A 23,939-nucleotide genomic window follows, 5' to 3' on the forward strand; every position below is an offset into this window, starting at 1 on the left:
CAACGTCGACACCGGCCGCGGTTTCGAGGGCAAGGAGTGGGAGCGCGACCTGGACGTCGGCTACGTGGTGCAGAGCGGTTCGCTCAAGGGCCTGGGGGTGAAGGTGCGCAACGTCACCGCGCGTTCCAACTACCGCAGCGATGTCGACGAGAACCGCCTGATTTTCAATTACACCTGGAGCCTGCTCTGACAGTGAGTGGGCAGCGAGCGGTCGGCTTCGGTGCCGGCGGCTCGACAGAAAATGCCAATCGAACAACCTTTGCCTTGCACGCTGCGCCGCAGAGCGCAGCCGGAGATAACCATGCACAACAATAACAAGATGCCTTGCCCAACCCGTTTCAGCGCTAGCGCCCTGGCGTTGGCCCTCAGCGTTTCGATGAGCAGCCTGGCCCTGGCGGCCGAGCCGGTGAAGATTGGTTTGCTGCTGCCCTACACCGGCACCTACGCCGCCCTCGGCGAGGCCATCACCAATGGCATGAAGCTGGCCATCGAGCAGCGCGGTGGCCTGCTCGGCGGCCGTGCGGTGGAATATGTCAGCGTCGACAGCGAAGCCAACCCCGGCAAGGCCGTGCCGAACATGCAGAAGCTGATCGCCGGCTCCCAGGTTGACGTGGTGGTCGGGCCGGTGCACTCCGGGGTCGGCATGGGCGCGGTCAAGGTCGCCCGCGAGACCGGCGTGCCGCTGATCATCCCCAATGCCGGCTTCAACGCGGCGACCGGACCGCTGTGCGCCGAGAACATCTTCCGCACCTCCTTCACTTCCTGGCAGACCGCCTACCCGATGGGCCAGGTGGCGGCGGACAAGGGTTACAAGAACATCGTCACCGTGGCCTGGCGCTACGGCTTCGGCATCGAATCGGTGGAGGGCTTCAAGGAAGGCTTCGAGAAGGCTGGCGGCACCGTCAGCAAGGAAATCTACGTGCCGTTCCCGGACGTGGAGTTCCAGTCGCAACTGACCGAGATCGCCGCGCTCAAGCCCGATGCGGTGTTCGTCTTTTTCGCCGGCGGCGGCGCGGCCAAGTTCGTCCAGGATTACGCCGCGGCCGGCCTGCAGGGCAAGATCCCGCTGCTCGGCTCGGGCTTTCTCAGCGAAGGCACCCTGGCCGCGCAAGGCTCGGCCGCGACCGGCCTGCTGACCACCCTGCACTATGCCGACAGCCTGGAGACTCCGCAGAACAGCAAGTTCCGCGCGGACTACCGGGCGAAATTCGGCAAGGAGGCCGACATCTATGCGGTGCAGGGCTACGACAGCGGCCTGCTGCTGGCCCAGTCGCTGGCCACGGTCAATGGCAATACCCAGGACCGCGCCGCCTGGAATGCGGCCATGGCCGACGCCAGGATCGACAGCCCACGCGGCGCATGGAGTTTCTCCAAGGCGCATAACCCGGTGCAGAACATCTACCTGCGCGAGGTGCGTGACGGCGCCAATGTGGTGGTCAGCACGGCTGCCGCCGCCCTGGGCGATCCCGCGCCAGGCTGCAAGCTCTAGCTCGCACTGTTATCCCCGCGCCCTGGCCGTCAGCGGCTGGCCGGTGGGGCGGGTTGGCTGCATCGAGTTCGCCTGCCGAAGTCTGGATCCCGCGTTGTTGCACTTGGTCATAGCCGGCTATGACCCGTCGCAACGCCTTGTCCAGTACCTCGCTTGCGTCGCCCGAGGCCGTTGACCCGCCCGACCGTCCAGTCGTGGCCAGGGGGCGGGCCTGCCTGATTTCTGACCTTGGTATGCCCGATGGAACTTTCCACCATTCTCATCCAGACCCTCAATGGTCTGCAGTACGGGTTGCTGCTGTTTCTGATCGCCAGCGGCCTGACCCTGATCTTCGGCATCATGCACATCATCAACCTGGCCCACGGCGCGCTCTATATGGTCGGCGCCTACCTGATGTACTGGGTGAGCGGGCTGGTCGACAACTTCTTCCTCGCCATCCTGCTGGCGGTGCCCTTGGCGGCGCTGCTGGGGGTGCTGATCGAGCGCTTCCTGATCCAGGCGCTGTACCGGCGCGAGCACCTCGACCAGGTGCTGATGACCTTCGGCCTGATCATGGTGATCGACTCGCTGCGCAGCATCGTCTGGGGCAACGACGTGCACAGCGTGGCCATCCCCGAACTGCTCAGCGGCTCGATCCAGCTGACCGAGACCCTCGACTACCCGGTGTACCGCCTGTTCATCTCCGCGGTGTGCGCGGCGATCGCCCTGGCCATGTACCTGATCCTGCAACGCAGCCGCCTGGGCATGATCATTCGCGGCGGCTCGAGCAACCGCGAGATGGTCCAGGGCCTGGGCATCGATATCCGGGTGATCTACACCCTGGTGTTCGCCGCCGGTGCGGCGCTGACCGCCTTCGCCGGGATGATCGCCGCGCCGGTGTCCTCGGTGTATCCGGGCATGGGCAATCAGATTCTGATCATCGCCTTCGTGGTGGTGGTCATCGGCGGCCTGGGCTCGATTCGCGGGGCCTTTCTCGGCGCCTTGCTGGTGGGCCTGACCGCCACCTGGGGCGCGGTGCTGGTGCCGCAATACGCCGGCATGGCCGTGTATGTGCTGATGGCCGTGGTGCTGTTGTTCAAGCCGCGCGGGCTGTTCGCCTAATTACTATTTCGGGGACTTTCTTATGCATGCATTACCTCGCCCGATCCAGCTGCTGCTCGCGCTGCTGTTGCTGCTGATGGCCGCTTACCCCTTGTTCGGCGCAACGCTCGCCGGTGAAAAGCACGACTTCTTCCTCCAGCAACTGACCAGCATCATGATCCTGGCCATTGTCGCCTTGGGCCTCGACCTGCTGGTCGGCGTCAGCGGCATGGTCAGCCTGGCCTCGGCGGCTTTCTTCGGCATGGCCGGTTATGCCCTGGTGCTGTTCGCCCCCGAATACGCGGCGCTGAGCATCTGGGTCGCCTTGCCGTTGTGCCTGGGCGTCAGCGCCCTGGCCGCGCTATTGATGGGGGTACTGATCATCCGCACCTCGGGGATCTTCTTCATCATGGTGACCATCGCCTTTTCGCAGATGCTCTATTACCTGTTCCACGATGCCTCCTTCGCCGGCGGTTCGGACGGCGCCTACCTGTTCATGAAGCCCGAGGTGGCCATCGCCGGGGTGCAACTGCTCGATCTGGACAACCGCACCACCCTGTTCTATGTGGTGCTGGCTTCGCTGGCGCTGTTGTTCGTCCTGCTGCGCACCTTCCTGCGCGCGCCCTTTGGCCGGGTGTTGCTGGGCATCAAGGAGAACGAACAACGGGTCCGCGCCATGGGCTACAACCCGCTGTTCTACAAGCTGGCGGCCTTCGTCATCGCCGGCACCATCGCCGGTTACGCCGGCATGCTCTCGGCTACCCAGTACGGCTTCGTCAGCCCCGGCCAACTGAGCTGGCAGATGTCGGCGCATATCCTGGTGATGGTGATTCTCGGCGGCATGGGCACCCTGTTCGGGCCGATTCTCGGCGCCTTCGCCTTCGAGGGCCTGCATCACTGGTTCGCCAGCCTGACCCCGCACTGGGAGCTGCCGATGGGCGTGGTGGTGATCGCCATGGTGCTGTTGCTGCCGCGCGGGATCGCCGGCCTGTTGCTGCAACTGGCGCAGCGCAAATCGAGCAAGACCACGAAAGCGCCGCTGGCCGGCACGATCAAACAGGAGGCCGAACAATGAGCGCCTTGATTCTGGAAACCCGCGGCCTGAGCAAGCACTTCGGCGGGCTGCGCGCCGTCAGCGATATCAGCCTGCAGGTCGCGCCCCGTGAGATCCACGCCATCATCGGCCCCAACGGCGCGGGCAAGAGCACCATGGTCAATCTGCTCTCCGGCCATCTGCGCCCCAGCAGCGGCCAGGTGATCTTCAATGGTCAGGACATCACCGGCCTGGCGCCGAACAAGGTCTCGCACCTGGGGGTGGGGCGCAGCTTTCAGCGCACCAATATCTTCCCCAGCTTCAGTTGCCTGGAAAACTGCATGCTCGCCGCGCAGTCGCGGATGAAGAACTCCTTCCGCTTCTTCCGTCGCAGCGACAGCTACCCGCTGGTGCGTGAGCGCGCCGAGCAAGCCCTGCAGGCCTGCGGCCTGAGCAGCAAGGGCCACAGCACCGCCAGTTCCATGAGCTATGGCGAGCAGCGCCAACTGGAGATCGGCATGGTGCTGGCCACCGAGCCGAGCTTTCTGTTGCTGGATGAACCCATGGCTGGCATGGGCAAGGAAGAGTCGAGCCGGGTCGTCGAGTTGCTCGCCGAGTTGTCGCGCGACTACTCGCTGGTGCTGGTCGAGCACGACATGGACGCGGTGTTCAGCATCGCCAAGACCCTGACCGTGATGGTCAACGGGCAGATGCTGGCCAGCGGTCCGCTGGAGCAGGTGCGTAACGACCCTGCGGTGCAGGAAGCCTATCTGGGCGACGGCGAGGAGCAATTCTGATGAGCACGACAACGACGGCAACCCCGCTGGTCGAGGTGCGCGGCCTGCACACCTTCTACGGCAACAGCCATGTGCTGCATGGCGTCGACCTGCACATTGCGCCGGGGGAAACCCTGGCCCTGCTCGGGCGCAACGGCGTGGGCAAGAGCACCACCATCCGCTCGCTGCTCGGCCTGACCCCGCCGCGCAGTGGCGAGGTGCGGATCCGGGGCGAGAACCTCACCGGCAGCGCCGCGCACCAGGTGATCCGCCGCGGCATCGGCTATGTACCGGAAGGCCGCGGCATGTTCCCCAACCTGACGGTGCGCGAAAGCCTGGTGATGGCCGCGCGCCCGGGGGTGGATGGTCGCCGCGACTGGGATCTTGAGCGAGTGCTGGCGACCTTCCCGCGCCTGGCCGAGCGCTTCGGCCACCTCACCGGCAACCTTTCCGGCGGCGAGCAGCAGATGGTCGCCATCGGCCGCGCGCTGCTGACCAACCCCGAGCTGATGATCCTCGACGAAGCCACCGAAGGCCTGGCGCCGCTGATCCGCAAGGAAATCTGGGACGTGATCCGCCTGATCAAGGCCAGCGGCATCGCCACCCTGGTGGTCGACAAGAACGTCAATGTGCTGCTCGACCTCACCGACCGCAGCATGATCATGGTCAAGGGCCGGGTGCTGTATGACGGTCCCAGCCAGGAGCTGAAGGGCCAGCCGCAGATCCTGCAGACCCATATCGGTCTGTAGTTTCCGGCCCAGGCGCCCGGCTCGGGCTATGCCGGGCATCACAAGAGTGTCGACGCCTCGTAGGAGCGGCCCATGGCCGCGAAATTGTCATCGCGGGCAGGGCACTAGGCGTTCTCCCGCTCCTGCAGCGCGGCGTCGTAGGCGAGGCAGTATTTCCTGCAAAAGTGCCTTCCCAATGCAACGCATAACGGGGGAGTGGGCTTATTTGGGTTGACGAAAGAAGGGAGCATCCATGAAGCGCGATCAAACAATGGGCCGCAGCACCTGGCAAAACAACCTGGCCAGCGTGCTGCTGGCCGGCAACCTGCTGGGGGCTGTGGCCCTGGTCTTTTGGGCCAGTGGCAGCTGGGAGTCCGGCGTGGCAGCAGGCATGGTCATCACCGGGCTGTTGGCCGGCTTCTTCTACCTGAACCAGCCGCCGCAGATCATCGAACGGCTGGTGCAGGATTGCGACTGGTCGCAGCCACCGGCACGCCTGGAGGCGCCGGTGCAGGCCCCCGTCAGCCTGCCGCCCGAGGCGGTGTTCGATCCTGCGCTGCGCCAGCATCAGGGCGAGCTGCTGCGCGCCATCGAGCAGAGCCAGACCGATATGCACTTCGCCACTCAGCTGGCCCAGCAGTCTGGCGAGAAGGTGTCGTCGAGCGCCGAGAGCATCCAGGCCACCCGTCAGTCGATCAGCGAGCTGGCCGATTACCTGCGCCGTACCGGCGAGGTGTTCAACACCCTGGGCGAGCAGTCGCGGCGCATCGGCGCGATTGTCGGCAGCATTCAGGACATCGCCCGGCAGACCAACCTGCTGGCATTGAACGCGGCCATCGAAGCGGCGCGGGCCGGCGAGCACGGCCGCGGCTTTGCCGTGGTGGCCGACGAGGTGCGCAGCCTGGCGGTGCGTGCCAACGACTCCAGCGAGCAGATCATGCAGATCGCCAAGGGCCTGAAAAGCGCCGCCGATGAAGCCACAAGCGGCCTGAGTCAGGTCGATCAGTCGGCCCACAGCGGTCTGAAGACGTCGGCCGCCGCCCACGAGGCCATGGATGCGCTGCGCGTCGGGGCGCGCGAGCGTATGGAGATCGTCGGCCGGGTCATGCAGGGCCTGCAGCGTCAGCGTGAACTGGCCGAAGGGCTGGGGTGTCTGCTCGACCGAGTCGAATAAAGCTCTGTTCGATTATCGAACAGTAAGTCGATTATCGGATTGTTTGCTCATGCCACTGGGCCTACTGTTGACTCACCCGCCACCCTGACCCGGTGGCACTGTCCAACCAGTGAGAGCAGCACCGATGGCCGAACTCATTTCCCTTGCCGAAGCCGTACAGCGCTTCGTCAACGACGGCGACAGCGTCGCCCTCGAAGGCTTCACCCACCTGATCCCGACCGCGGCGTCCCACGAGATCATCCGCCAGAACAAGCGCGAGCTGACCCTGGTGCGCATGACCCCGGACCTGGTCTATGACCTGCTGATCGGCGCCGGTTGCGCGAAGAAACTGGTGTTCTCCTGGGGCGGCAACCCCGGCGTCGGTTCTCTGCATCGCCTGCGCGATGCGGTGGAGAAGGGCTGGCCCAGGCCGCTGGAGATCGAGGAACACAGCCACGCCGACATGGCCAACGCCTACGTCGCCGGCGCCTCGGGCCTGCCGTTCGCGGTGCTGCGCGCCTACGCCGGTTCCGACCTGCCCAAGGTCAACCCGCTGATCAAGACCGTGACCTGCCCGTTCACCGGCGAAGTGCTGGCGGCGGTGCCGTCGGTGCGTCCGGACGTCACCGTGATCCACGCGCAGAAGGCCGACCGCAAGGGCAACGTGCTGCTCTGGGGCATCCTCGGCGTGCAGAAGGAAGCGGCCCTGGCGGCCAAGCGCTGCATCGTCACCGTGGAAGAGATCGTCGACGACCTGCAGGCGCCGATGAACGCCTGCGTACTGCCGAGCTGGGCCCTGACCGCCGTCTGCCACGTGCCCGGCGGCGCCCATCCGTCCTATGCCCTCGGCTACTCCGAGCGGGATAACCGTTTCTACCAGGCCTGGGACCCGATCGCCCGCGACCGCGAGGCCTTCAGCGCCTGGATCGACACATACATTCGCGGCACCGCCGATTTCGCCGCTTTCCAGGAAAAACTGCGCCAGGACAAACTGGCCGCGCAGCAGGAGGCCAACTGATGAGCGCCTACAGCACCAATGAAATGATGACCGTGGCCGCCGCCCGCCGCCTGCGCAATGGCGCGGTGTGCTTCGTCGGTATCGGCCTGCCGTCCAAGGCCGCCAACCTGGCGCGCCTGACCTCCTCGCCGGACGTGGTGCTGATTTACGAATCCGGCCCGATCGGCGCCAAGCCCAGCGTGCTGCCGCTGTCCATCGGTGACGGCGAACTGGCCGAGACCGCCGACACCGTGGTGCCGACCGGGGAGATCTTCCGCTACTGGCTGCAGGGCGGGCGCATCGACGTCGGCTTCCTCGGCGCCGCCCAGGTCGACAAGTTCGGCAACATCAACACCACCGTGATCGGCGACTACCACCAGCCGAAGGTGCGCCTGCCCGGCGCCGGTGGCGCGCCGGAAATCGCCGGCAGCGCCAAGTCGGTGCTGATCATCCTCAAGCAGTCGCACCGCACCTTCGTCGACAAACTGGCCTTTATCACCTCGGTCGGCTTTGGCGAGGGCGGCGATCACCGCAAGCGCCTGGGCCTGCCGGGTGCCGGTCCGGTCGGCATCATCACCGACCTGTGCATCATGGAGCCGGAAGCCGGCAGCAACGAATTCATCGTCACCACCCTGCATCCGGGCGTGACCCGCGAGCAGGTAATCGAGGCCACCGGCTGGCAGATCCGCTTTGCCGATAACCTCAGCGTCAACGCCGCGCCGACCGAGCGGGAACTGACCGCCCTGCGTGCCCTGGAAGCCCGCACCGCCGCGGCCCATGGCCAGACCGGGGGTGAGGAATGAGCCGCGAAGTCTTTATCTGCGACGCCGTGCGCACCCCGATCGGCCGCTTCGGCGGCGGCCTAGCCCCGGTGCGTGCCGACGACCTGGCCGCCGTGCCGCTCAAGGCGCTGATCGAGCGCAACCCGCAACTCGACCTGAGCCAGGTCGACGAAGTGTTTATGGGCTGCGCCAACCAGGCCGGCGAAGACAACCGCAACGTCGCGCGCATGGCTCTGCTGCTGGCGGGCCTGCCGGACAGCGTGCCGGGGGTGACCCTGAATCGCCTCTGCGCCTCGGGTATGGACGCGGTCGGCAGCGCCTTTCGCGCCATCGCCAGCGGCGAGATGGAGCTGGCCATCGCCGGCGGCGTCGAGTCGATGTCGCGCGCGCCCTATGTGATGGGCAAGGCCGACAGCGCCTACGGGCGCAACCAGAAAATCGAGGACACCACCATCGGCTGGCGCTTTATCAACCCGTTGATGAAGGCCGAATATGGCGTGGATGCCATGCCGCAGACCGCCGACAACGTCGCCGATGATTTCAATATCAGTCGCGCCGATCAGGACGCCTTCGCCCTGCGTAGCCAGCAGCGCGCGGCCGCCGCCCAGCAGGCCGGCTTCTTTGCCGAAGAGATCGTCCCGGTAGTGATCAAGGGCAAGAAGGGCGACAGCGTCATCGACCAGGACGAGCACCTGCGCCCGGACACCACCCTGGAAACCCTGGGCAAACTCAAGCCGGTCAATGGCTACGGCAAGACCGTCACCGCCGGCAACGCCTCGGGGGTCAATGACGGCGCCGCGGCGTTGATCCTGGCCTCCGCCGAGGCGGTGCGCAAACACGGTCTGACGCCACGCGCGCGGGTGCTGGGCATGGCCAGCGCCGGCGTGGCCCCACGGATCATGGGCTATGGCCCGGTGCCGGCGGTGCGCAAGCTGCTGCAGCGTCTGGATCTGCAGATCAGCGACTTCGAGGTGATCGAACTCAACGAAGCCTTCGCCGCGCAGGGCCTGGCGGTGACCCGCGACCTCGGCCTGGCCGACGACGCAGCCCAGGTCAACCCCAACGGCGGCGCCATCGCTCTCGGTCATCCGCTGGGCATGAGCGGCGCGCGCCTGGTCCTGACCGCCTTGCACCAGCTGGAGAAATCCGCCGGCAAGCGCGGCCTGGCGACCATGTGCGTCGGCGTCGGCCAGGGGCTGGCGCTGGCGATCGAGCGGGTCTGAGTCCTGCGGCGCGCCCTGATCCGTAGGGTGCGCCGTGCGCACCGCAGGCTAACCTCGTTGTATCGACCCTAGCTGGCCTTCACTATTGCATGTAGGTGCCCATGGCAGCGGGCTTTGCCGCTGGGGCGCAGGCGTCCTGGCCGCACATCGAGTCCCATTTTTTAAAGGAGTTTTCCGTGCCCGTTGTCCACCTCGCCGCTGGCGACCTGAATTACCAACTCGAAGGCCCGGCCGATGCGCCGGTGCTGCTGCTGAGCAACTCCCTGGGCACCGACCTGGGCATGTGGGACGCGCAGATGCCGGCCTCTACCGAGCATTTCCGGGTGCTGCGCTACGACACCCGCGGCCACGGCCAGTCGCAGGTCAGTGCGGGCTTCTACAGCATCGAGCAACTGGGCCGCGACGTGCTGGCCCTGCTCGATCACCTGGATATTGCCAAGGCGAATTTCTGTGGTCTGTCCATGGGCGGCCTGATCGGCCAGTGGTTGGGCATCAATGCCGGCGAGCGCCTGGACAAGCTGGTGCTGTGCAACACCGCGGCCAAGATTGCCAACGACGAGGTGTGGAACAGCCGCATCGACATGGTGTTGCAAGGCGGCCAGCAGGCCATGAGCGACCTGCGCGATGCGTCCATTGCGCGCTGGTTCACCCCCGCGTTCGCTGCGACCCAGCCTGCGCAGGCCAGTCGCATCACCGCGATGCTGGCGGCCACCTCGGCCCAGGGCTACGCCGGCAATTGCGCAGCCGTGCGCGATGCCGATTTCCGCGAGCAACTGGCTGCCATCGAGCTGCCGACGCTGATCGTCTGCGGCGCTGCCGACCCGGTCACCACCCCGGCCGATGGCCGCTTCCTGCAGCAGCACATCGCTGGCGCGCAGCTGCTCGAGCTGCCTGCCGCGCACCTGTCCAATGTCGAAGCCGGCGCGGCATTCACCCGGGCGGTAGTGGATTTCCTTCGGCAGTGACTGCCTGGGCGCATCCTGCGCTTCGCCTGCGGCCTGCGCTGGGTGTTCGCTGCACATAGCCGGGCAACGCCTGTGGGCGTATTTGCAAAGTCTTTTAAGATCAAACTATTATGAAAATCCTGCGGCTCTAGAGGCCGCAGGATTTTCTTTGTTGCAGCGCGCTTTTCTCCCCGTATACCTGTCCAATCTGCTCTCGCGTAGTCAATCTGGCGGGTATACTCGAACCCCCGTTGATCGACCTGTACAGGGCCTGATGACATGACGCAGATTTCCGAACGCCTCCTGGTCCAGGCTCATCTGGACGCCAAGCAGCCCAAGCCGCTGACGCCCGAGCAGGAGGCCTTCTACCGCGCCGAGATTGCCGCCGAGCTGAAAAAGCAGAACGCGGTGCTGGTTGCCCACTATTACTGCGACCCGGTCTTGCAGGCGCTGGCCGAAGAGACCGGCGGTTGCGTGTCCGACTCACTGGAAATGGCCCGCTTCGGCAATCAGCACTCGGCGCAGACCGTGCTGGTCGCCGGGGTCAAGTTCATGGGCGAGACGGCGAAGATTCTCAATCCGGAAAAACGCGTGCTGATGCCGACCCTGGAAGCGACCTGTTCGCTGGATCTGGGCTGCCCGGTGGAGGAGTTCGCCGCGTTCTGCGACCAGCACCCGCAGCGCACCGTGGTGGTCTATGCCAATACCTCGGCGGCGGTGAAGGCGCGCGCCGACTGGGTGGTGACCTCCAGTTGCGCGGTGGAGATCGTCGAGCACCTGATGGACAACGGCGAAAGCATCATCTGGGCGCCGGACCAGCACCTGGGGCGTTACATCCAGAACAAGACCGGTGCCGACATGCTGCTGTGGGACGGTGCCTGCATCGTCCACGAGGAATTCAAGGCCAAGCAGCTCGAGGACATGAAGGCCCTGTATCCGGACGCCGCGGTGCTGGTGCATCCGGAGTCGCCGACGGCGGTGATCGACCTGGCCGATGCGGTCGGCTCGACCAGCCAGCTGATCGCGGCGGCCCAGCGCCTGCCGAACAAGACCTTTATCGTCGCCACTGACCGCGGCATCTTCTACAAGATGCAGCAGCTGTGCCCGGACAAGGAATTCATCGAGGCGCCGACCGCCGGTAACGGCGCCGCCTGCCGCAGCTGCGCGCACTGCCCGTGGATGGCGATGAACACCCTGCAGCGCACCCTGCAGAGCCTGCGTGAAGGCAGCAACGAGATTTTCGTCGACCCCGCGCTGATCCCCAAGGCAATCAAGCCGCTCAAGCGCATGCTGGATTTCACCCAGGCGGCGCGGCTCAAACTGTCGGGCAACGCCTAAACGGCACCGGCTAAAGCCGCAGGGCAGGGGCCGGCCGCAATGGGGGCGGCTTCAGGCCCCGAGCGGTCGCCCGAACCCGCCATGGAACGCCGGGTGTTCCCTGATGGTGCTGGCGCATATCAGGGCTACGGAAATCGAACATCCTGCAAACTTAGCGCAGCATCTGCTCGATGATGCGCTGGTCTTCCAGCAGCTCGCGCTGCCGCGCGTCGATACGTGAGGCGAGTTGGAAGTTGTTGGTCGAGCGGCGTTTGGCGAAGTCGAGTTGCTCGATGGCCTGATCGTAGTCGCCGACCAGGGCGAAGAACTCCGCGCGCGCCTGGTGCAGGCCGATGGTGTTGCCGTTGAGGCCACGCACTTCGGCGATCTGGTACCAGATATCCGGATCTTTGCTGCGCCTCTTCAGCAACTCCTCGAGGGCGCTCTCGGCATCCTGGGGGCGGCCCTGCTTCATCAGCAGGTTGATGCGGGCCTGGTTCAGCGGGTAATTGTTCGGAAAATTGTGCATGAGCCGTTCGATGCGGCTCTGCGCTTGCGCCAGGCGACTGGCGGCGATGTCCAGTTCGACCTGGGCCAGGTTGTAGGTGATGTCCTCGGGTGCCGCCTGCAGCAGCGGTTGCAGGCTCTCGCGGGCCTGCTGGTGCTGGCCGCGCTTGATCTGCGCCAGGGCCAGGCCGTAGCGGGCGGCTTCCAGCTTGGGCTGCTCGTCGAGCATGGCGCGAAAACGCTTGGCTGCCAGGCCTGGGGTGTCCTCGTAGATCAGTTGCACGCGGGCGCGCATCAGCTGATAGCGCACGCTGTCGGTCACGCCGCCGGCCTTGGCTTGTTCGGCGCGGTTGCGGGTGTCGGCGATGCGCGATTCGGAAACCGGGTGGGTCAGGAGAAATTCCGGCGGCTTGCGGTCGTAGCGATATTGGCGCATCAGGCGCTCGAACATGCTCGGCATGGCGCGGGGGTCGTAGCCGGCTTTCTCCAGATTGATCAGGCCGATGCGATCCGCCTCCTGCTCGTTCTGCCGGGAGAAGCGCCGCTGCTCCTGGATGGCCGCCGCCTGGGTCGAGGCAATGGCGGCAATGCCGACATCGCCGGCACCGGCTGCCGCGGCAACGATCCCGGCGAGCATGGCGGCCATCATCGGCAGTTGCATGCGCTGCTGGGCTTCCAGGCCGCGGGCAAAGTGGCGTTGCGACAGGTGGGCGAGTTCGTGGGTCATTACCGAGGCGTATTCGGCCTCGGTCTGGGCGTGGAGGAACAGACCGCCGTTGACCCCGATGATCCCGCCGGGTGCGGCGAAGGCGTTGATTTGCGGGCTGTCGAGCAGGACGAATTCCAGGCGCCGATCCTGCAACTCGCTGGTTTCGCCCAGGCGATAGACACTGCTCTCGACGAAATCCTTGAGCTGAGGGTCCGACAGTTGGCTGATCTGACCACGCAGCAGGCTCAACCAGGCGCGGCCCAGTTGATGTTCTTGCTGTGGCGAGACAATCGAGGAGCTGGCGTCGCCGAGTGACGGTAGATCGCTGGCCAGGCCGGGCTGGGCGGCCAGGCAGGCAAGCGTCAACAGGATGGGGCGCAGAACATTCATGCACAGAGCTCTTGGCGAACAAAGTCGCTACTGTAGCCGGGCAAGCGTTCACCTGGCCAGGGTTGCTCGGTCTTGGGTATCCTTGGCGCTGTTTAGGAGGGCTCGAATGAACGATGTACAGGAATGGAGCGGTGCCTGCGATGCCGAGCTGGATGCCAGTGGTCTAAATTGCCCGCTGCCGCTGCTCAAGGCCAAGCTGGAGTTGAATCGTCTGACAAGCGGGGCGGTGCTCAAGGTCATCGCGACGGATGCCGGTTCGCAGCGGGATTTTCGTGCCTTCGCCAAGCTCGCAGGCCATCGCTTGTTGCGTGAAGAGGAAGAGGCGGGTGTTTACCGCTATTGGTTGCGTAAAGCCTGATACGCGTCCTGCGTGGGCTGTTTCGATCTAAGGAATGTTGATGATTAAGGTGTTGCGCAACTGGATGCACCGCTATTTTTCCGATGAGCAAGCGGTGGTCCTGGCGGTGCTGTTGGTGCTCGGTTTCGCCACCGTCCTGACGCTCGGCGGCATGCTGGCGCCGGTGCTGACCGGGCTGGTGCTGGCGTTTCTGATGCAGGGGCTGGTCAATGCCCTGGAGCGTTTGCGCCTGCCGCCGATACTGGCGGTGTCGCTGGTGTTCCTGCTGTTCATGAGTGCACTGGCTTTGTTCCTGCTGGTACTGATGCCGCTGCTCTGGCGCCAGTTGAGCACGCTGTTCAACGAGCTGCCACGCATGCTCGGTGAGTGGCAGGCACTGTTCCTGCTGTTGCCGGAGCGTTACCCGAACCTGATCAGCGATGCCCAGGTGTTGCAGTTGACCGAGGCGATCAGCGGCGAGGCCGGCAAGTTCGGCCAGTGGGCGCTATCGTTCTCGCTATCCAGTCTGCCGCTGCTGGTCAGTATCATGATCTACCTGGTGCTGGTGCCGATTCTGGTGTTTTTCTTCCTCAAGGATCGTGAGGTGATCGGTGCCTGGTTTCGCGGCTATCTGCCGAGCGAGCGCACCCTGATCACCCAGGTGGCCCAGGAGATGAACCAGCAGATTGCCAACTACATTCGTGGCAAGTTCATCGAGATCATCATCTGCGGCGTGGTCACTTACATCGCCTTCGCCGCGCTGGGGCTCAACTATGCGGCGCTGCTGGCGTTGCTGGTGGGACTGTCGGTGGTGGTGCCCTATATCGGCGCGGTGGTGGTGACCGTGCCGGTGGCGCTGATCGGCCTGTTCCAGTGGGGCTTCGGCGATCAGTTTCTCTACCTGATGGTGGTCTATGGAGTGATCCAGGCGCTGGACGGTAATGTGCTGGTGCCGCTGCTGTTCTCCGAGGCGGTCAACCTGCACCCGGTGGCGATCATCTGCGCGGTCTTGCTGTTCGGTGGCTTGTGGGGCTTCTGGGGGGTGTTCTTCGCCATCCCCCTGGCTACCCTGTTCAAGGCCGTGCTCAACGCCTGGCCGCGCAGGGAGCTGGCGTTGCAGGGCGAATGAGGACAAGTCGCCTGGTTGCTGGTTTGCAGTCGGGTGATAACAGGGTCAGGCCCAAACGAAAAAGGCCGCTTGCGGGAATTCCCGGCAAGCGGCCTTTTTTGTCGGTACGGCTTCAGGCGTTGTGCAGTGCCTGTGCCGCGGCCAGCACGGTCTCGACATGCCCCGGCACCTTCACCCCGCGCCATTCCTGGCGCAGCACGCCGTGCGTGTCGAGCAGGAAGGTGCTGCGGTCAACACCCAGGTATTCCTTGCCGTAGAGCTTCTTCAGCTTGATCACGTCGAACAGCTGGCAGAGCGCCTCATCCTTGTCCGAGATCAGCTCGAAGGGGAACGCCTGTTTGCACTTGAAGTTCTCGTGGGACTTGAGGCTGTCCCGCGATACGCCGAACACCAGGGTGTTGGCGGCCTGGAAGGCCGGGTAGTGATCGCGAAAGCCCTGGCCTTCGGTGGTGCAGCCCGGGGTGCTGTCTTTCGGATAGAAGTAGATCACCAGCTGCCGGCCCTGCAGGGCCGACAGCTGAACCTGCTGGCCGCTGGTGGCCTGGGCCTGGAAATCGGCAACCGGGGTGTCGAGTGCTACGGCCATGGGACGTTCCTTACGGGTTCTGTGGGCGCCAGGGTTCGATCAGGGCGTCCAGGTTCAAGGCATCGGAGAAGTCGAGGAACTGATCGCGCAGCCAGCTGATCTGCGTGCCCGCCGGCAGCGTCACGGTCAGGGTCGCGTTGAGCATGGTGCCGCCGGTCTGCGGAGCCAGGTAGGTATCGCAGGTCAGGCTTTCCAGTTCGACGTTGTGGTCGATGAAGAACTGGCACAGCTCATTGAGGATGTCCGGACGGTAAGCCGAGCTGACGTATGCCACGTACGGCAGGGCCTGGGGGCGATTTTCCGCCGCCGCGCTGCGCGTCACGTTGACCGTAAAGCTGTGCTTCTTGGCCAGGGCCGGCAGGCTCGACTCCAGACGCGCCAGGGCGTCCCAGCTGCCGGAGACCTGCAGCACCAGGGCACTGAACTCGCCGTGACGGCTCAGGCGGGTACTGATGACGGCGCAGCGATTTTCATTGCTGGTGCGGCACAGCACATTGGTCAGCTCCATGGCGTTGGGGCCGAGTGCGCTGATGACGAGGAATTGTTCGCGAACTGGGGGGGTGGACATGCAGCATTCCTAGAGCGATGAACGCTCGGCCCACAATGAGTACCGAGCAAAGCCGGAAGGGTAGCGAAAAGCGTCGCTCAGGGGAATGCTCGTCTGAAAGGAATGCCGGGGCGCTCGCACAGTCACGGCGCTTGCCGATCGGCCTTTTCCTTCGCTTGTACAAGGTGGGTGGCGCCAGTACCATTACCGCTCTCTTTTTCCGGCAGGAGTGGTTGCATGATTGCGGGCAGTATGGTGGCACTGGTTACGCCCATGGATGCACAAGGTGGTCTCGATTGGGACAGCCTGAGCAAACTGGTGGATTTCCACCTGCAAGAGGGCACCAACGCCATCGTCGCGGTCGGGACCACCGGCGAGTCGGCCACGTTGGAGGTGTCCGAACACATCGAAGTGATCCGACGGGTGGTCGATCAGGTCGCCGGACGTATTCCGGTGATCGCCGGCACGGGGGGCAACTCCACGCGCGAATCGGTTGAGCTGACGCGCGCCGCCAAGGATGTGGGCGCCGATGCCTGTCTGTTGGTCACGCCTTATTACAACAAACCGACCCAGGAAGGCCTGTATCTGCACTTCCGGCATATCGCCGAAGCCGTGGCCATCCCGCAGATTCTCTACAATGTGCCTGGTCGCACCGTCTGCGACATGCTGCCGGAAACGGTCGAGCGTCTGTCGAAGATCGCCAACATCATCGGGATCAAGGAAGCCACCGGCGACCTGCAGCGCGGCCAGGAAGTCCTGGATCGGGTGAGCAAGGATTTCTTGGTGTATTCCGGCGATGACGCCACCGCCGTCGAGCTGATGCTGATGGGCGGCAAGGGCAATATCTCGGTGACCGCCAACGTCGCGCCGCGCGCCATGAGCGAGCTGTGTGCCGCTGCCATGGCCGGCGACGCCGTTACCGCACGGGCGATCAATGATCGTCTGATGCCGCTGCACAAGGCCTTGTTTATTGAATCCAGCCCGATTCCGGTGAAATTCGCCCTGCATGAAATGGGCATGATACCGGACGGTATCCGCTTGCCGCTGACCTGGCTCAGCCCGCGTTGTCATGAACCGCTGCGTCAGGCCCTGCGCCAGACCGGCGTATTGGTTTAATTGAGGAAATACTACGCATGAAGCGACTGGGCGGACTCTCCGCGCTTGCTCTGATCATCTCCAGTACCGGCGGTTGTGGCTGGATCTATGGTGAAGATGGCTATTTTCGCGATCGCGGCAGCGATTACCTCAACGCTCGGCAAACGGCCCCCATGCAGTTGCCGGCGAACGTCGTGGCCAAGCGCCTCGATCCGTTGTTGCCGGTGCCGCAGCAGGTTGCCAGCAGCTCGGTCGAGGGTGAATACGAAGTCCCGCGTCCGCAGGCGCTAGCCGTGCGTGCCGATGCCAGCGAGTTCAGCCTGCAGAAAAGCGGAGAGTCGCGTTGGCTGGTCGCCCAGCGCGTGCCGGCCGAAGTCTGGCCGATTGCCCGTCAATTCTTCGACGACAACGGTTTTCGCATTGTCGACGAACGTCCGCAAACGGGTGAGTTCAGCACTGACTGGCAGCGTTTCGACGCGTTGCCCGCGTCCGTGGCGCGTAGCGTGTCGGGCGTGGCGGCGGACACCGAGACCCGCATGCGGGTGCGTGTCGAGCCAGGCGTGCAACGCAACACCAGCGAGATATTCGTGGTCAGTGCCGAGCGTGCTGCTGGCAGCACAGCCGACGTCGCCTTCACCACGCGTAGCGCCAACTCCAGCCTGGATGCCGCGGTGCTTGACGAAATGCTCGTGAGCATGACGCGCAGTGCCGAGCAGGGCGGTTCCGTATCGCTGCTGGCCGCCCGCGACTTCGATGCGCCGAGGCGGGTCAGCCTGTCGGAAGACGGTAACGGCAACCCGGTATTGAACCTCGGTGCCGATTTCGACCGTGCCTGGTCCGGCGTCGGCCGCTCCCTGGAGATGGCCGATGTGCGCATCGACGACCTCAACCGCAGCCTGGGTGTGTACTACATCAACCTCGCCGAAGGGGCGCAGAAGAAAGACGAAGAGCCGGGCTTCTTTTCTGGCCTGTTCGGTGGCGAGCCGGACAAGGAAGAAATCGATGCGCGTGCCGAGCGTTACCAGGTACGCCTGACACCGGTGGGTGACAGCGTCCAGGTCACCGTGGAAAAAGACCTGAATACTGTGGCTCCGGCCGACGTGGCACGTCGCATTCTCGACCTGATCCAGGAAAACCTCGGCTAATAGGCTGCATGCACAGCTGTGATACCAATAGGCGAAACCCGGTGGGTTTCGCCTGTTTCGTTTGCTAAAGGCGGAAATCCCGATATGACCACTCCTGCGACCCTGAGCCTGAAGAGAATCTACTCGGGCAAAGTCCGCGACCTCTACGAAATCGACGACAAGCGCATGCTGATGGTCGCCACCGACCGTCTCTCGGCCTTCGACGTGATCCTCGCCGAGCCGATTCCAGACAAGGGCAAGATCCTTACCGCGATTTCCAACTTCTGGTTCGCCAAGCTGGCCGGGTTGGTGCCCAACCACTTCACCGGCGACCAGGTCGAAGACGTGGTGCCGGCTGCCGAGTTGCCACTGGTGGAAGGCCGCGCCGTGGTCGCCAAGCGCCTCAAGCCGGTCGCCGTGGAAGCCATCGTGCGCGGCTACATCGCCGGTTCCGGCTGGAAGGAATACCAGAACAGCGGCACCGTCTGCGGCATCCAGCTGCCAGTCGGGTTGCAGGAAGCCTCCAAGCTGCCGCAGCCGATCTTCACCCCCTCGACCAAGGCTGCCGTTGGCGACCACGACGAGAACATCTCCTTCGAGCAGTGCGAAGCCATCATCGGTGCCGAACTGGCCGCCCAGGTGCGTGATACTGCCATCGCCCTGTACAGCGCCGCCGTCGAGTACGCCGCCACCCGTGGCATCATCATCGCCGACACCAAGTTCGAGTTCGGTCTGGACGAAAACGGCACCCTGACCCTGATGGACGAAGTGCTGACCCCGGACTCCAGCCGCTTCTGGCCAGCCGACAGCTATGTCGAAGGCAAGAACCCGCCGAGCTTCGACAAGCAATTTGTGCGCGACTGGCTGGAATCCACCGGCTGGAACAAGGAGCCACCGGCCCCCGCCGTGCCGGCCGAGGTCGCGCAGAAGACCGCCGACAAATACCGCGAAGCGCTGACCCGCCTGATCGACCGCTGAGCGGCACAGCAGAGGCGCTCCGGCGCCTCTTCTTGTTGCTGGGCGCCGCACAACGGCTGAGGTAGGCGTGGGGGCGACGCCTGGTCCCATGCCGGCGAAGCCTTTGCCGTGGCCCCATGCTCGCTCAAGCCGACTCAGCTGGCGCAGTGGGCCCGAACAGCAGCCGGGGTTGGGCGCCGCCTTTTCATCCGGGCAAGCCGTTTCAGCGCAGCCTGCCAGGCCGCGGCAGAACGCACCGACACGGCCCACCAGCGCAAGCATCTGAATGCATGCGAAAAAATCTACCGATTGGGTTTCGCCAAACGCGCTTGTGCTGCTATGATGCGCGCCGCCACGGGAAGATGCCGGAGTGGCCGAACGGGACGGATTCGAAATCCGTTGTGTTAGCGATAGCACCTAGGGTTCAAATCCCTATCTTCCCGCCATACATGTAAACGCTAAGCCCCTGATTTCTATAACGACTTCAGGGGCTTTTGCGTTTCTGGTGTGCTGGTTAGGACAAAATTAGGGCAAAAACTGCGTACTGCAGGCCGCTTCATTCCGGTCTAGGCCTCCCTAAACCCCATTATCTGCGAAACCATTTTTGCCATGCTCTTAGTGTCCGTTGGAATCCAGCGCCCGTAGTGTTTCTTGACCATCGTCGTGTCAGTGTGCCCAAGTTGTCGTGCAACCCATTCGCCCCACTTTCAAAATCAGCGGAGGCTGAAGTCAGCCAGAAATGCATGGCTACTTCAGAGGATCCCTAGTTGTTTTTATCCCGAAAATCTCGAACTGTGTCCAAGAAGGACTTGAGTATCGGTGACTGGTCATCAGCTCGATAAATGCAATTCAAGTCAACGCCAGAGTTCTCTGGAAGATCACTTATAGGCCGATAAACTACGCCGGGGAGAGCAAGCACGGTGGCAGATTCCGGGACCAGGCATACGCCGAAATTACTTGCTACCAGGGCCACACCGGTCACCGTATCGCCAACCTCTTGGGCAATCTGTGGAGTGAAACCCTTCTGATGACACATGTTCATTACCTTGTCGACAAAGCTCGGGCGTGGCCCGGAGGGAAATACGATAAGAGGATGATCAGCCAGCACTCGAAATGGAATTGTCGTCTCGCGTGCTAGTGCGTGATCCTCATTGACCGCAAGCAGAAGTTTTTCTGTGGTTACGATCTCATTGGCAATGTCGTTTAAAGGTGCGATGAACCTGTTGAAGCCCGCATCGATTCGCCGCTGCCGCAAGGCTTCGATTTGGGCCTCTTTGTTCATGTTGTGAAGGACAACTTTCACATCTGGAAAGGCGCTGCGAAAAATCAGTAGAAGTTTGGGAATCGTGTCGAGAATCCCTGAGCCGAAGATTGCAATATCTAGCCTGCCAAGTTTTCCCTGGCCCGCCCTTTGAGTGCGCTCTGTTGCTTGCTCAACCACTGAGCGGATGTTGCGCGCCTCCTCAAGTAGCAGTTCGCCCGCCGGCGTCAGTTCCATCCCGCGGGGCGTGCGGGTGAAAAGCTGCACGCCCAGATCCTCTTCCAGTTGCTGAATCTGCCGTGTCAGGGGCGGCTGGGAAATATGCAGGCGTATAGCGGCGCGGCCGATATTTTTTTCCTCTGCGACGGCGATGAAATAGCGCAAGTGACGTAGTTCCATGGTACTGCCCTGGTCTGAGTGAGGGTTGGGGCGTTTTAAGCGCTCGGCTGGTTGCGCTTCAGGATAATTCCCTTGTTCCCTCGGCGATCCTCCATTGCTTTCTGCGACCTCGCGGGAGTCTTAAAGGCGTGCTAATCATAACCAATGTTCATACCTTAAAGGTATTGATTCGTTGATTTTATGGTATTGGACGGTAATCCTCGACGGTAATAGTCTTGATTTTGACGGCACTACCCCATGGAGCGAGCTGCGCGTTTCTGATGGTTTGTGACCCCAACACAAAAATAACAAGCTGAGGATCTCGACATGGTGCCTAGAGCCAGTCTGCCAAAATTTCGACTAAAGATGATGTTTCTCGCCATTGCAGGGGTCTGTGCTGGAGTAAGCGCCACCAGTCAAGCTCTTGCCTTCCAAATTGATTCCGGCAACCCTGACCTGCGCATGTCGTGGGACAACACCGTCAAGTACAGCGCGGCGTGGCGGGTGGGAGACATCAAAAGTCGTGTGGCGGATAACTCCATTGGGGTACAGGCCAATACCAACGACGGTGATCAGAACTTCGACAAGGGGCTGATCTCCAATCGCCTTGACCTGCTTTCCGAGTTCGGTCTGCGCTACAAGCGCAAGTATGGTCTACGCCTGAGCGGCGCGGCTTGGTACGACGATGTCTATAACAAATCGAACGACAATCCAGGAGCTTTCGGTGGCGCCTTGGTCAACTCGCGTTCGGTGGATTATGACAAATTTACCGATGACACCGAGAAGCTGCACGGGCGCAAGGCCGAGCTGTTGGATGCGTTCGTGTATGGCAGTTTTGCCCCTGGCGACATGGGCCTAAACCTCAAGGCCGGGCGCTTTACTCAGCTGTATGGTGAAAGTCTGTTCTTCGGTAGCAATGGTATTGCGGGCGCACAAACTTCGCTCGATCTGATCAAGGCACTGTCGGTACCGAGCTCCCAGTTCAAGGAAATCTTGCGCCCCATTGGTCAGGTTTCTGGGCAGTTGCAGATCAACTCGAATGTATCGGTCGGGGCTTATTACCAGCTTGAATGGCGCAAGAGCCGTTTGCCGGGTGCCGGCAGCTACTTCAGCTTTGCCGACTTTGTTGATGAGGGTGGTGAGGGGCTGATCACTCCGTTTGGTCTTGCCACGCGTGGCGATGATATCGATGCCAAAGACTCGGGGCAGGGCGGCGTGCAGATGAGGATCACTTCCGGCGACTACGAATTCGGTGTCTATGCCGCGCAGTTCCACGACAAGATGCCGCAGTTCTATCTGTACCCGGATATCGGCGTCTACGAGCAGGTGTATGCCGAAGATATCCGTACTGTAGGTTTCAGTGTCAGTACCCTAGTGGGTGAAACCAACGTGGCTGCCGAGATGTCGTTCCGCGACAACATGCCTCTCGTGGCCTCCGGCAACACCGTGATTCTGCCCGCAAGCCTGGGCGCGGATGGCGATAATAACGCCGCCTTCCCCGTTGGCCGTACCCTGCACCTGAACTTGTCGGCCATTTCCGTATTCAGTGAAAATTCGATCTGGGATGCGGCATCGTTTATCGGTGAGTTTGCCTTCAACCGTCGCCTAAGTGTCACCGATAACCGCGATCAACTGGATCCGCTGGCAACTCGCGATGCCGGCGCGTTGCAATTCATCTTTACCCCCGAGTACTTTCAGGTCATGCCGGGTGTCGATCTCCAGGTTCCGATTGGGCTGGGTTACGGACTATTCGGACGGTCATCAGTTAACGGTGTGCTGTTCCCTTCCGAGAACGGCGGCAACGTCAGTGTCGGTGTCAAGGCTGAATACCAGAAGACCGTACAAGCCAGTCTGAATTTCACCCACTATTACGGTTCAGATGGCTCGGTGATCAACTACGACACTGCTGCTCCAGAACTTTCCTACAAGAACTTCCACGGTGACCGCGATTTCATTTCGCTGTCGATCCAGCGCACGTTCTGATTGGTATCTACCGGGTTTGAGGATAATAACAATGCGTAAGAAAACAGCGATTTATATAGCCCTTACAGCGCTTCTGGTGGGTGCCAATGGCGCGCAGGCAGCAGTCACAGTCGAGCAGGCTGAAGCCCTGAAAAGCACCTTGACCCCGCTGGGTGGTGAGCGAGCAGGTAATGCTGACGGCAGTATCCCGGAGTGGAAGCCTGACCTGACAGTTAATGCCTCAAGTGAGATGGTGGGCGATATTCCGGCCACGGTATTTGCCGGTGAAAAGCCGGTGTTGCAAGTTACCGCAGCAAACATGGCTGAGCATGCTCAGCGCCTGTCTGAGGGCACCCGGGCACTACTCAACAAGTTCCCCAGCTTCCGTATAGATGTGTACCCGACGCACCGTACCGGAATGGCGTCGCAAAAGGTATATGACAACACCCTGCGCAATGCGACCGAGTGTAAAACAACAGAAGGTGGCTTTTCGCTGTCCGGTTGTTACGGCGGCATACCTTTCCCGATGCCGCAGAACGGTACGGAAGCTATCTGGAACCACTTGTTGCGGGTGGAAAATCCGGGAATGGAGGTCGACCGCTTCAAGAACGTCATTCTTACCGCTGATGGTAACCGGGTGATTGCCACTGAAAATGAAATGGCCATGCAGTATCCCTACTATTACGCAGATGGTTCGGCCGACACCTGGAGTGGTGAATACTTCCTGATGCGCTTCGCCACTATCGCTCCGCCATTCAAGGCGGGAGAGTCGCTGGTGTTCCGCGATAGCATCGATGTCAGCCAGTCACGTCAAGCTTGGCAGTATCTGGTTGGCCAGCGTCGTGTGCGCCGCGCACCGACCGTGGCTTATGACACGCCGGACTTTGTAGCCTCGGGTGCCAACTACTTCGACGAAGTAATGGGTCTGATGGGGCATATCGACCGCTTTGACTGGAAACTGGTCGGCAAGCGTGAAATGTACGTGCCTTATAACGACAACGAGATAGTCACCGCGTCGGTGGATGAGGCCTACGGCGAGCATCACTTGAACCCGGATAAGATGCGTTGGGAGCTGCATCGCGTTTGGGAAGTGGAAGCTACCGTGGCAAGTGGAAAACGCCATGCAGTGCCAAAACGTACTTACTACCTGGATGAAGATTCCTGGGTGATCCTGCTGATGGACGGCTACGACAGTGAAGGTAAGCTGTGGCGTACTACCCAAACTACGCCGTTTGTTCTGCCGCAGGTACCTATGCTGTCGGTGAAGCCGGCTCACATCTTCAACCTGCAGGCCAATACCATGAGTACAACCGTGTCGCTCAACGATGCCAAGTACAGAATATTGGTCAAGCCGCACCCCGAGACTTACTTCACAGGTGACGCTGTAGCGGCCGAAGGCGTGCGCTAAGTACCTCTGTTTGTCCAGAGTTTCGGC

General features: G+C 62.6%; 22 protein-coding genes, 1 tRNA gene and 2 pseudogenes. 20 read left to right on the top strand and 5 right to left on the bottom strand.

Translation table 11 applies throughout. From position 1 onward, the window contains the following. From R3355_RS20580 to nadA, 12 genes and pseudogenes are all read left to right on the top strand, one after another. Nucleotides 1–190 (top strand): OprD family outer membrane porin (locus R3355_RS20580; RefSeq protein WP_318962891.1); only part of this gene is annotated, 190 nt, incomplete at its 5' end. A 111-nt stretch (nt 191–301) separates the two neighbouring features. Next, nucleotides 302–1,489, top strand: coding sequence for an ABC transporter substrate-binding protein (locus R3355_RS20585; RefSeq protein ID WP_318962892.1), 1,188 nt, complete (start codon nt 302–304; stop codon nt 1,487–1,489). Nucleotides 1,490–1,729: 240 nt separating this feature from the next. Then, the gene (locus R3355_RS20590; protein ID WP_318962893.1) at nt 1,730–2,590 is read left to right on the top strand and encodes a branched-chain amino acid ABC transporter permease; all 861 of its coding nucleotides are present in this window, start codon (nt 1,730–1,732) and stop codon (nt 2,588–2,590) included. 22 nt (nt 2,591–2,612) lie between these two features. Next, entirely contained in the window at nt 2,613–3,644 is a 1,032-nt protein-coding gene (locus R3355_RS20595) for a branched-chain amino acid ABC transporter permease (protein WP_318962895.1), read from the top strand. Next, nucleotides 3,641–4,399: an ABC transporter ATP-binding protein gene (locus R3355_RS20600; protein WP_318962896.1), complete on the top strand. Its 759-nt coding sequence runs from the start codon at nt 3,641–3,643 to the stop codon at nt 4,397–4,399. Before R3355_RS20595 ends, R3355_RS20600 begins: the two co-directional genes overlap by 4 nt. Continuing rightward, on the top strand, nt 4,399–5,127 hold the full coding sequence (locus R3355_RS20605) for an ABC transporter ATP-binding protein (RefSeq protein WP_318962898.1): 729 nt from the start codon (nt 4,399–4,401) through the stop codon (nt 5,125–5,127). Before R3355_RS20600 ends, R3355_RS20605 begins: the two co-directional genes overlap by 1 nt. A 766-nt stretch (nt 5,128–5,893) precedes the next feature. Then, nucleotides 5,894–6,280 (top strand): annotated as a pseudogene (locus R3355_RS24445) (methyl-accepting chemotaxis protein); the annotation flags it as partial. 124 nt (nt 6,281–6,404) lie between these two features. Beyond that, the gene (locus R3355_RS20615) at nt 6,405–7,277 is read left to right on the top strand and encodes a CoA transferase subunit A (protein WP_318962900.1); all 873 of its coding nucleotides are present in this window, start codon (nt 6,405–6,407) and stop codon (nt 7,275–7,277) included. After that, nucleotides 7,277–8,059 carry a CoA-transferase subunit beta gene (locus tag R3355_RS20620; protein ID WP_318962901.1) on the top strand — a complete coding sequence of 261 codons (783 nt, stop codon included), beginning with the start codon at nt 7,277–7,279 and terminating at the stop codon, nt 8,057–8,059. The genes R3355_RS20615 and R3355_RS20620 overlap by 1 nt, the downstream gene beginning before the upstream one ends. Beyond that, nucleotides 8,056–9,261, top strand: a complete 1,206-nt coding sequence (pcaF, locus tag R3355_RS20625) for a 3-oxoadipyl-CoA thiolase (protein WP_318962902.1) — start codon at nt 8,056–8,058, stop codon at nt 9,259–9,261. Before R3355_RS20620 ends, pcaF begins: the two co-directional genes overlap by 4 nt. A gap of 176 nt (nt 9,262–9,437) precedes the next feature. Continuing rightward, nucleotides 9,438–10,226 (top strand): 3-oxoadipate enol-lactonase, encoded by a 789-nt coding sequence (gene pcaD / locus R3355_RS20630; RefSeq protein WP_318962903.1) that lies wholly within the window; start codon nt 9,438–9,440, stop codon nt 10,224–10,226. A 258-nt stretch (nt 10,227–10,484) separates the two neighbouring features. Next, nucleotides 10,485–11,543 (top strand): quinolinate synthase NadA, encoded by a 1,059-nt coding sequence (gene nadA, locus R3355_RS20635; RefSeq protein WP_079201349.1) that lies wholly within the window; start codon nt 10,485–10,487, stop codon nt 11,541–11,543. A 151-nt stretch (nt 11,544–11,694) separates the two neighbouring features. Here nadA and R3355_RS20640 read toward each other — a convergent pair whose 3' ends face one another. Further along, a complete protein-coding gene (locus tag R3355_RS20640) occupies nt 11,695–13,128 on the bottom strand; it encodes a M48 family metalloprotease (RefSeq protein WP_318962905.1) in 1,434 nt (477 codons plus the stop codon). Nucleotides 13,129–13,234: 106 nt separating this feature from the next. Between R3355_RS20640 and R3355_RS20645 the strand changes: the two genes are divergently transcribed. Both R3355_RS20645 and R3355_RS20650 read left to right on the top strand, forming a co-directional pair. Beyond that, complete coding sequence (locus R3355_RS20645) at nt 13,235–13,486, top strand: sulfurtransferase TusA family protein (protein WP_318962906.1); 252 nt, start codon at nt 13,235–13,237, stop codon at nt 13,484–13,486. Nucleotides 13,487–13,526: 40 nt separating this feature from the next. After that, on the top strand, nt 13,527–14,594 hold the full coding sequence (locus R3355_RS20650; protein ID WP_318962907.1) for an AI-2E family transporter: 1,068 nt from the start codon (nt 13,527–13,529) through the stop codon (nt 14,592–14,594). Nucleotides 14,595–14,706: 112 nt separating this feature from the next. On the opposite strand, the gene R3355_RS20655 is transcribed toward R3355_RS20650, so the two are convergent. Then, the gene (locus tag R3355_RS20655; protein ID WP_318962908.1) at nt 14,707–15,180 is read right to left on the bottom strand and encodes a peroxiredoxin; all 474 of its coding nucleotides are present in this window, start codon (nt 15,178–15,180) and stop codon (nt 14,707–14,709) included. A 10-nt stretch (nt 15,181–15,190) separates the two neighbouring features. After that, nucleotides 15,191–15,748 (bottom strand): glycine cleavage system protein R, encoded by a 558-nt coding sequence (locus R3355_RS20660; protein WP_318962909.1) that lies wholly within the window; start codon nt 15,746–15,748, stop codon nt 15,191–15,193. Between the two features lie 216 nt (nt 15,749–15,964). Here R3355_RS20660 and dapA point away from each other — a divergent pair, with 216 nt between their 5' ends. The 4 genes from dapA to R3355_RS20680 all read left to right on the top strand — a co-directional run bounded on the left by dapA (nt 15,965) and on the right by R3355_RS20680 (nt 19,349). Beyond that, complete coding sequence (gene dapA, locus R3355_RS20665; protein ID WP_318962910.1) at nt 15,965–16,843, top strand: 4-hydroxy-tetrahydrodipicolinate synthase; 879 nt, start codon at nt 15,965–15,967, stop codon at nt 16,841–16,843. Between the two features lie 17 nt (nt 16,844–16,860). Further along, a complete protein-coding gene (gene bamC, locus R3355_RS20670; RefSeq protein WP_318962912.1) occupies nt 16,861–17,967 on the top strand; it encodes an outer membrane protein assembly factor BamC in 1,107 nt (368 codons plus the stop codon). A gap of 84 nt (nt 17,968–18,051) precedes the next feature. Then, complete coding sequence (locus R3355_RS20675; RefSeq protein ID WP_318962913.1) at nt 18,052–18,924, top strand: phosphoribosylaminoimidazolesuccinocarboxamide synthase; 873 nt, start codon at nt 18,052–18,054, stop codon at nt 18,922–18,924. A gap of 335 nt (nt 18,925–19,259) precedes the next feature. Next, a tRNA-Ser gene (locus tag R3355_RS20680) sits at nt 19,260–19,349 on the top strand. A 120-nt stretch (nt 19,350–19,469) separates the two neighbouring features. Here R3355_RS20680 and R3355_RS20685 read toward each other — a convergent pair. Next, nucleotides 19,470–19,601: pseudogene (locus R3355_RS20685) on the bottom strand (site-specific integrase); the annotation flags it as partial. A gap of 65 nt (nt 19,602–19,666) precedes the next feature. After that, a complete protein-coding gene (locus R3355_RS20690) occupies nt 19,667–20,563 on the bottom strand; it encodes a LysR substrate-binding domain-containing protein (RefSeq protein ID WP_318962914.1) in 897 nt (298 codons plus the stop codon). Between the two features lie 306 nt (nt 20,564–20,869). On the opposite strand from R3355_RS20690, the gene R3355_RS20695 reads away from it, so the two are divergent. Beyond that, nucleotides 20,870–22,525, top strand: coding sequence for a DUF1302 domain-containing protein (locus R3355_RS20695; RefSeq protein ID WP_413243551.1), 1,656 nt, complete (start codon nt 20,870–20,872; stop codon nt 22,523–22,525). A gap of 31 nt (nt 22,526–22,556) precedes the next feature. Continuing rightward, nucleotides 22,557–23,912, top strand: coding sequence for a DUF1329 domain-containing protein (locus R3355_RS20700; RefSeq protein WP_318962917.1), 1,356 nt, complete (start codon nt 22,557–22,559; stop codon nt 23,910–23,912). Nucleotides 23,913–23,939 lie beyond the last annotated feature (27 nt).

This window comes from Pseudomonas sp. (assembly GCF_033723075.1).
Lineage (GTDB): Bacteria > Pseudomonadota > Gammaproteobacteria > Pseudomonadales > Pseudomonadaceae > Aquipseudomonas.

Bases quoted from the DNA above. Each gene is read 5' to 3' on its own strand.
- R3355_RS20595 (WP_318962895.1), top strand. From the start codon at position 2,613: ATGCATGCATTACCTCGCCCGATCCAGCTGCTGCTCGCGCTGCTGTTG.
- bamC (WP_318962912.1), top strand. From the start codon at position 16,861: ATGAAGCGACTGGGCGGACTCTCCGCGCTTGCTCTGATCATCTCCAGT.
- R3355_RS20605 (WP_318962898.1), top strand. From the start codon at position 4,399: ATGAGCACGACAACGACGGCAACCCCGCTGGTCGAGGTGCGCGGCCTG.
- dapA (WP_318962910.1), top strand. From the start codon at position 15,965: ATGATTGCGGGCAGTATGGTGGCACTGGTTACGCCCATGGATGCACAA.
- nadA (WP_079201349.1), top strand. From the start codon at position 10,485: ATGACGCAGATTTCCGAACGCCTCCTGGTCCAGGCTCATCTGGACGCC.
- R3355_RS20695 (WP_413243551.1), top strand. From the start codon at position 20,870: ATGGTGCCTAGAGCCAGTCTGCCAAAATTTCGACTAAAGATGATGTTT.
- R3355_RS20655 (WP_318962908.1), bottom strand. From the start codon at position 15,180: ATGGCCGTAGCACTCGACACCCCGGTTGCCGATTTCCAGGCCCAGGCC.
- R3355_RS20700 (WP_318962917.1), top strand. From the start codon at position 22,557: ATGCGTAAGAAAACAGCGATTTATATAGCCCTTACAGCGCTTCTGGTG.
- R3355_RS20660 (WP_318962909.1), bottom strand. From the start codon at position 15,748: ATGTCCACCCCCCCAGTTCGCGAACAATTCCTCGTCATCAGCGCACTC.
- R3355_RS20640 (WP_318962905.1), bottom strand. From the start codon at position 13,128: ATGAATGTTCTGCGCCCCATCCTGTTGACGCTTGCCTGCCTGGCCGCC.
- R3355_RS20615 (WP_318962900.1), top strand. From the start codon at position 6,405: ATGGCCGAACTCATTTCCCTTGCCGAAGCCGTACAGCGCTTCGTCAAC.
- R3355_RS20585 (WP_318962892.1), top strand. From the start codon at position 302: ATGCACAACAATAACAAGATGCCTTGCCCAACCCGTTTCAGCGCTAGC.
- R3355_RS20590 (WP_318962893.1), top strand. From the start codon at position 1,730: ATGGAACTTTCCACCATTCTCATCCAGACCCTCAATGGTCTGCAGTAC.
- R3355_RS20600 (WP_318962896.1), top strand. From the start codon at position 3,641: ATGAGCGCCTTGATTCTGGAAACCCGCGGCCTGAGCAAGCACTTCGGC.
- pcaF (WP_318962902.1), top strand. From the start codon at position 8,056: ATGAGCCGCGAAGTCTTTATCTGCGACGCCGTGCGCACCCCGATCGGC.
- R3355_RS20650 (WP_318962907.1), top strand. From the start codon at position 13,527: ATGATTAAGGTGTTGCGCAACTGGATGCACCGCTATTTTTCCGATGAG.
- R3355_RS20675 (WP_318962913.1), top strand. From the start codon at position 18,052: ATGACCACTCCTGCGACCCTGAGCCTGAAGAGAATCTACTCGGGCAAA.
- R3355_RS20645 (WP_318962906.1), top strand. From the start codon at position 13,235: ATGAACGATGTACAGGAATGGAGCGGTGCCTGCGATGCCGAGCTGGAT.
- R3355_RS20690 (WP_318962914.1), bottom strand. From the start codon at position 20,563: ATGGAACTACGTCACTTGCGCTATTTCATCGCCGTCGCAGAGGAAAAA.
- R3355_RS20620 (WP_318962901.1), top strand. From the start codon at position 7,277: ATGAGCGCCTACAGCACCAATGAAATGATGACCGTGGCCGCCGCCCGC.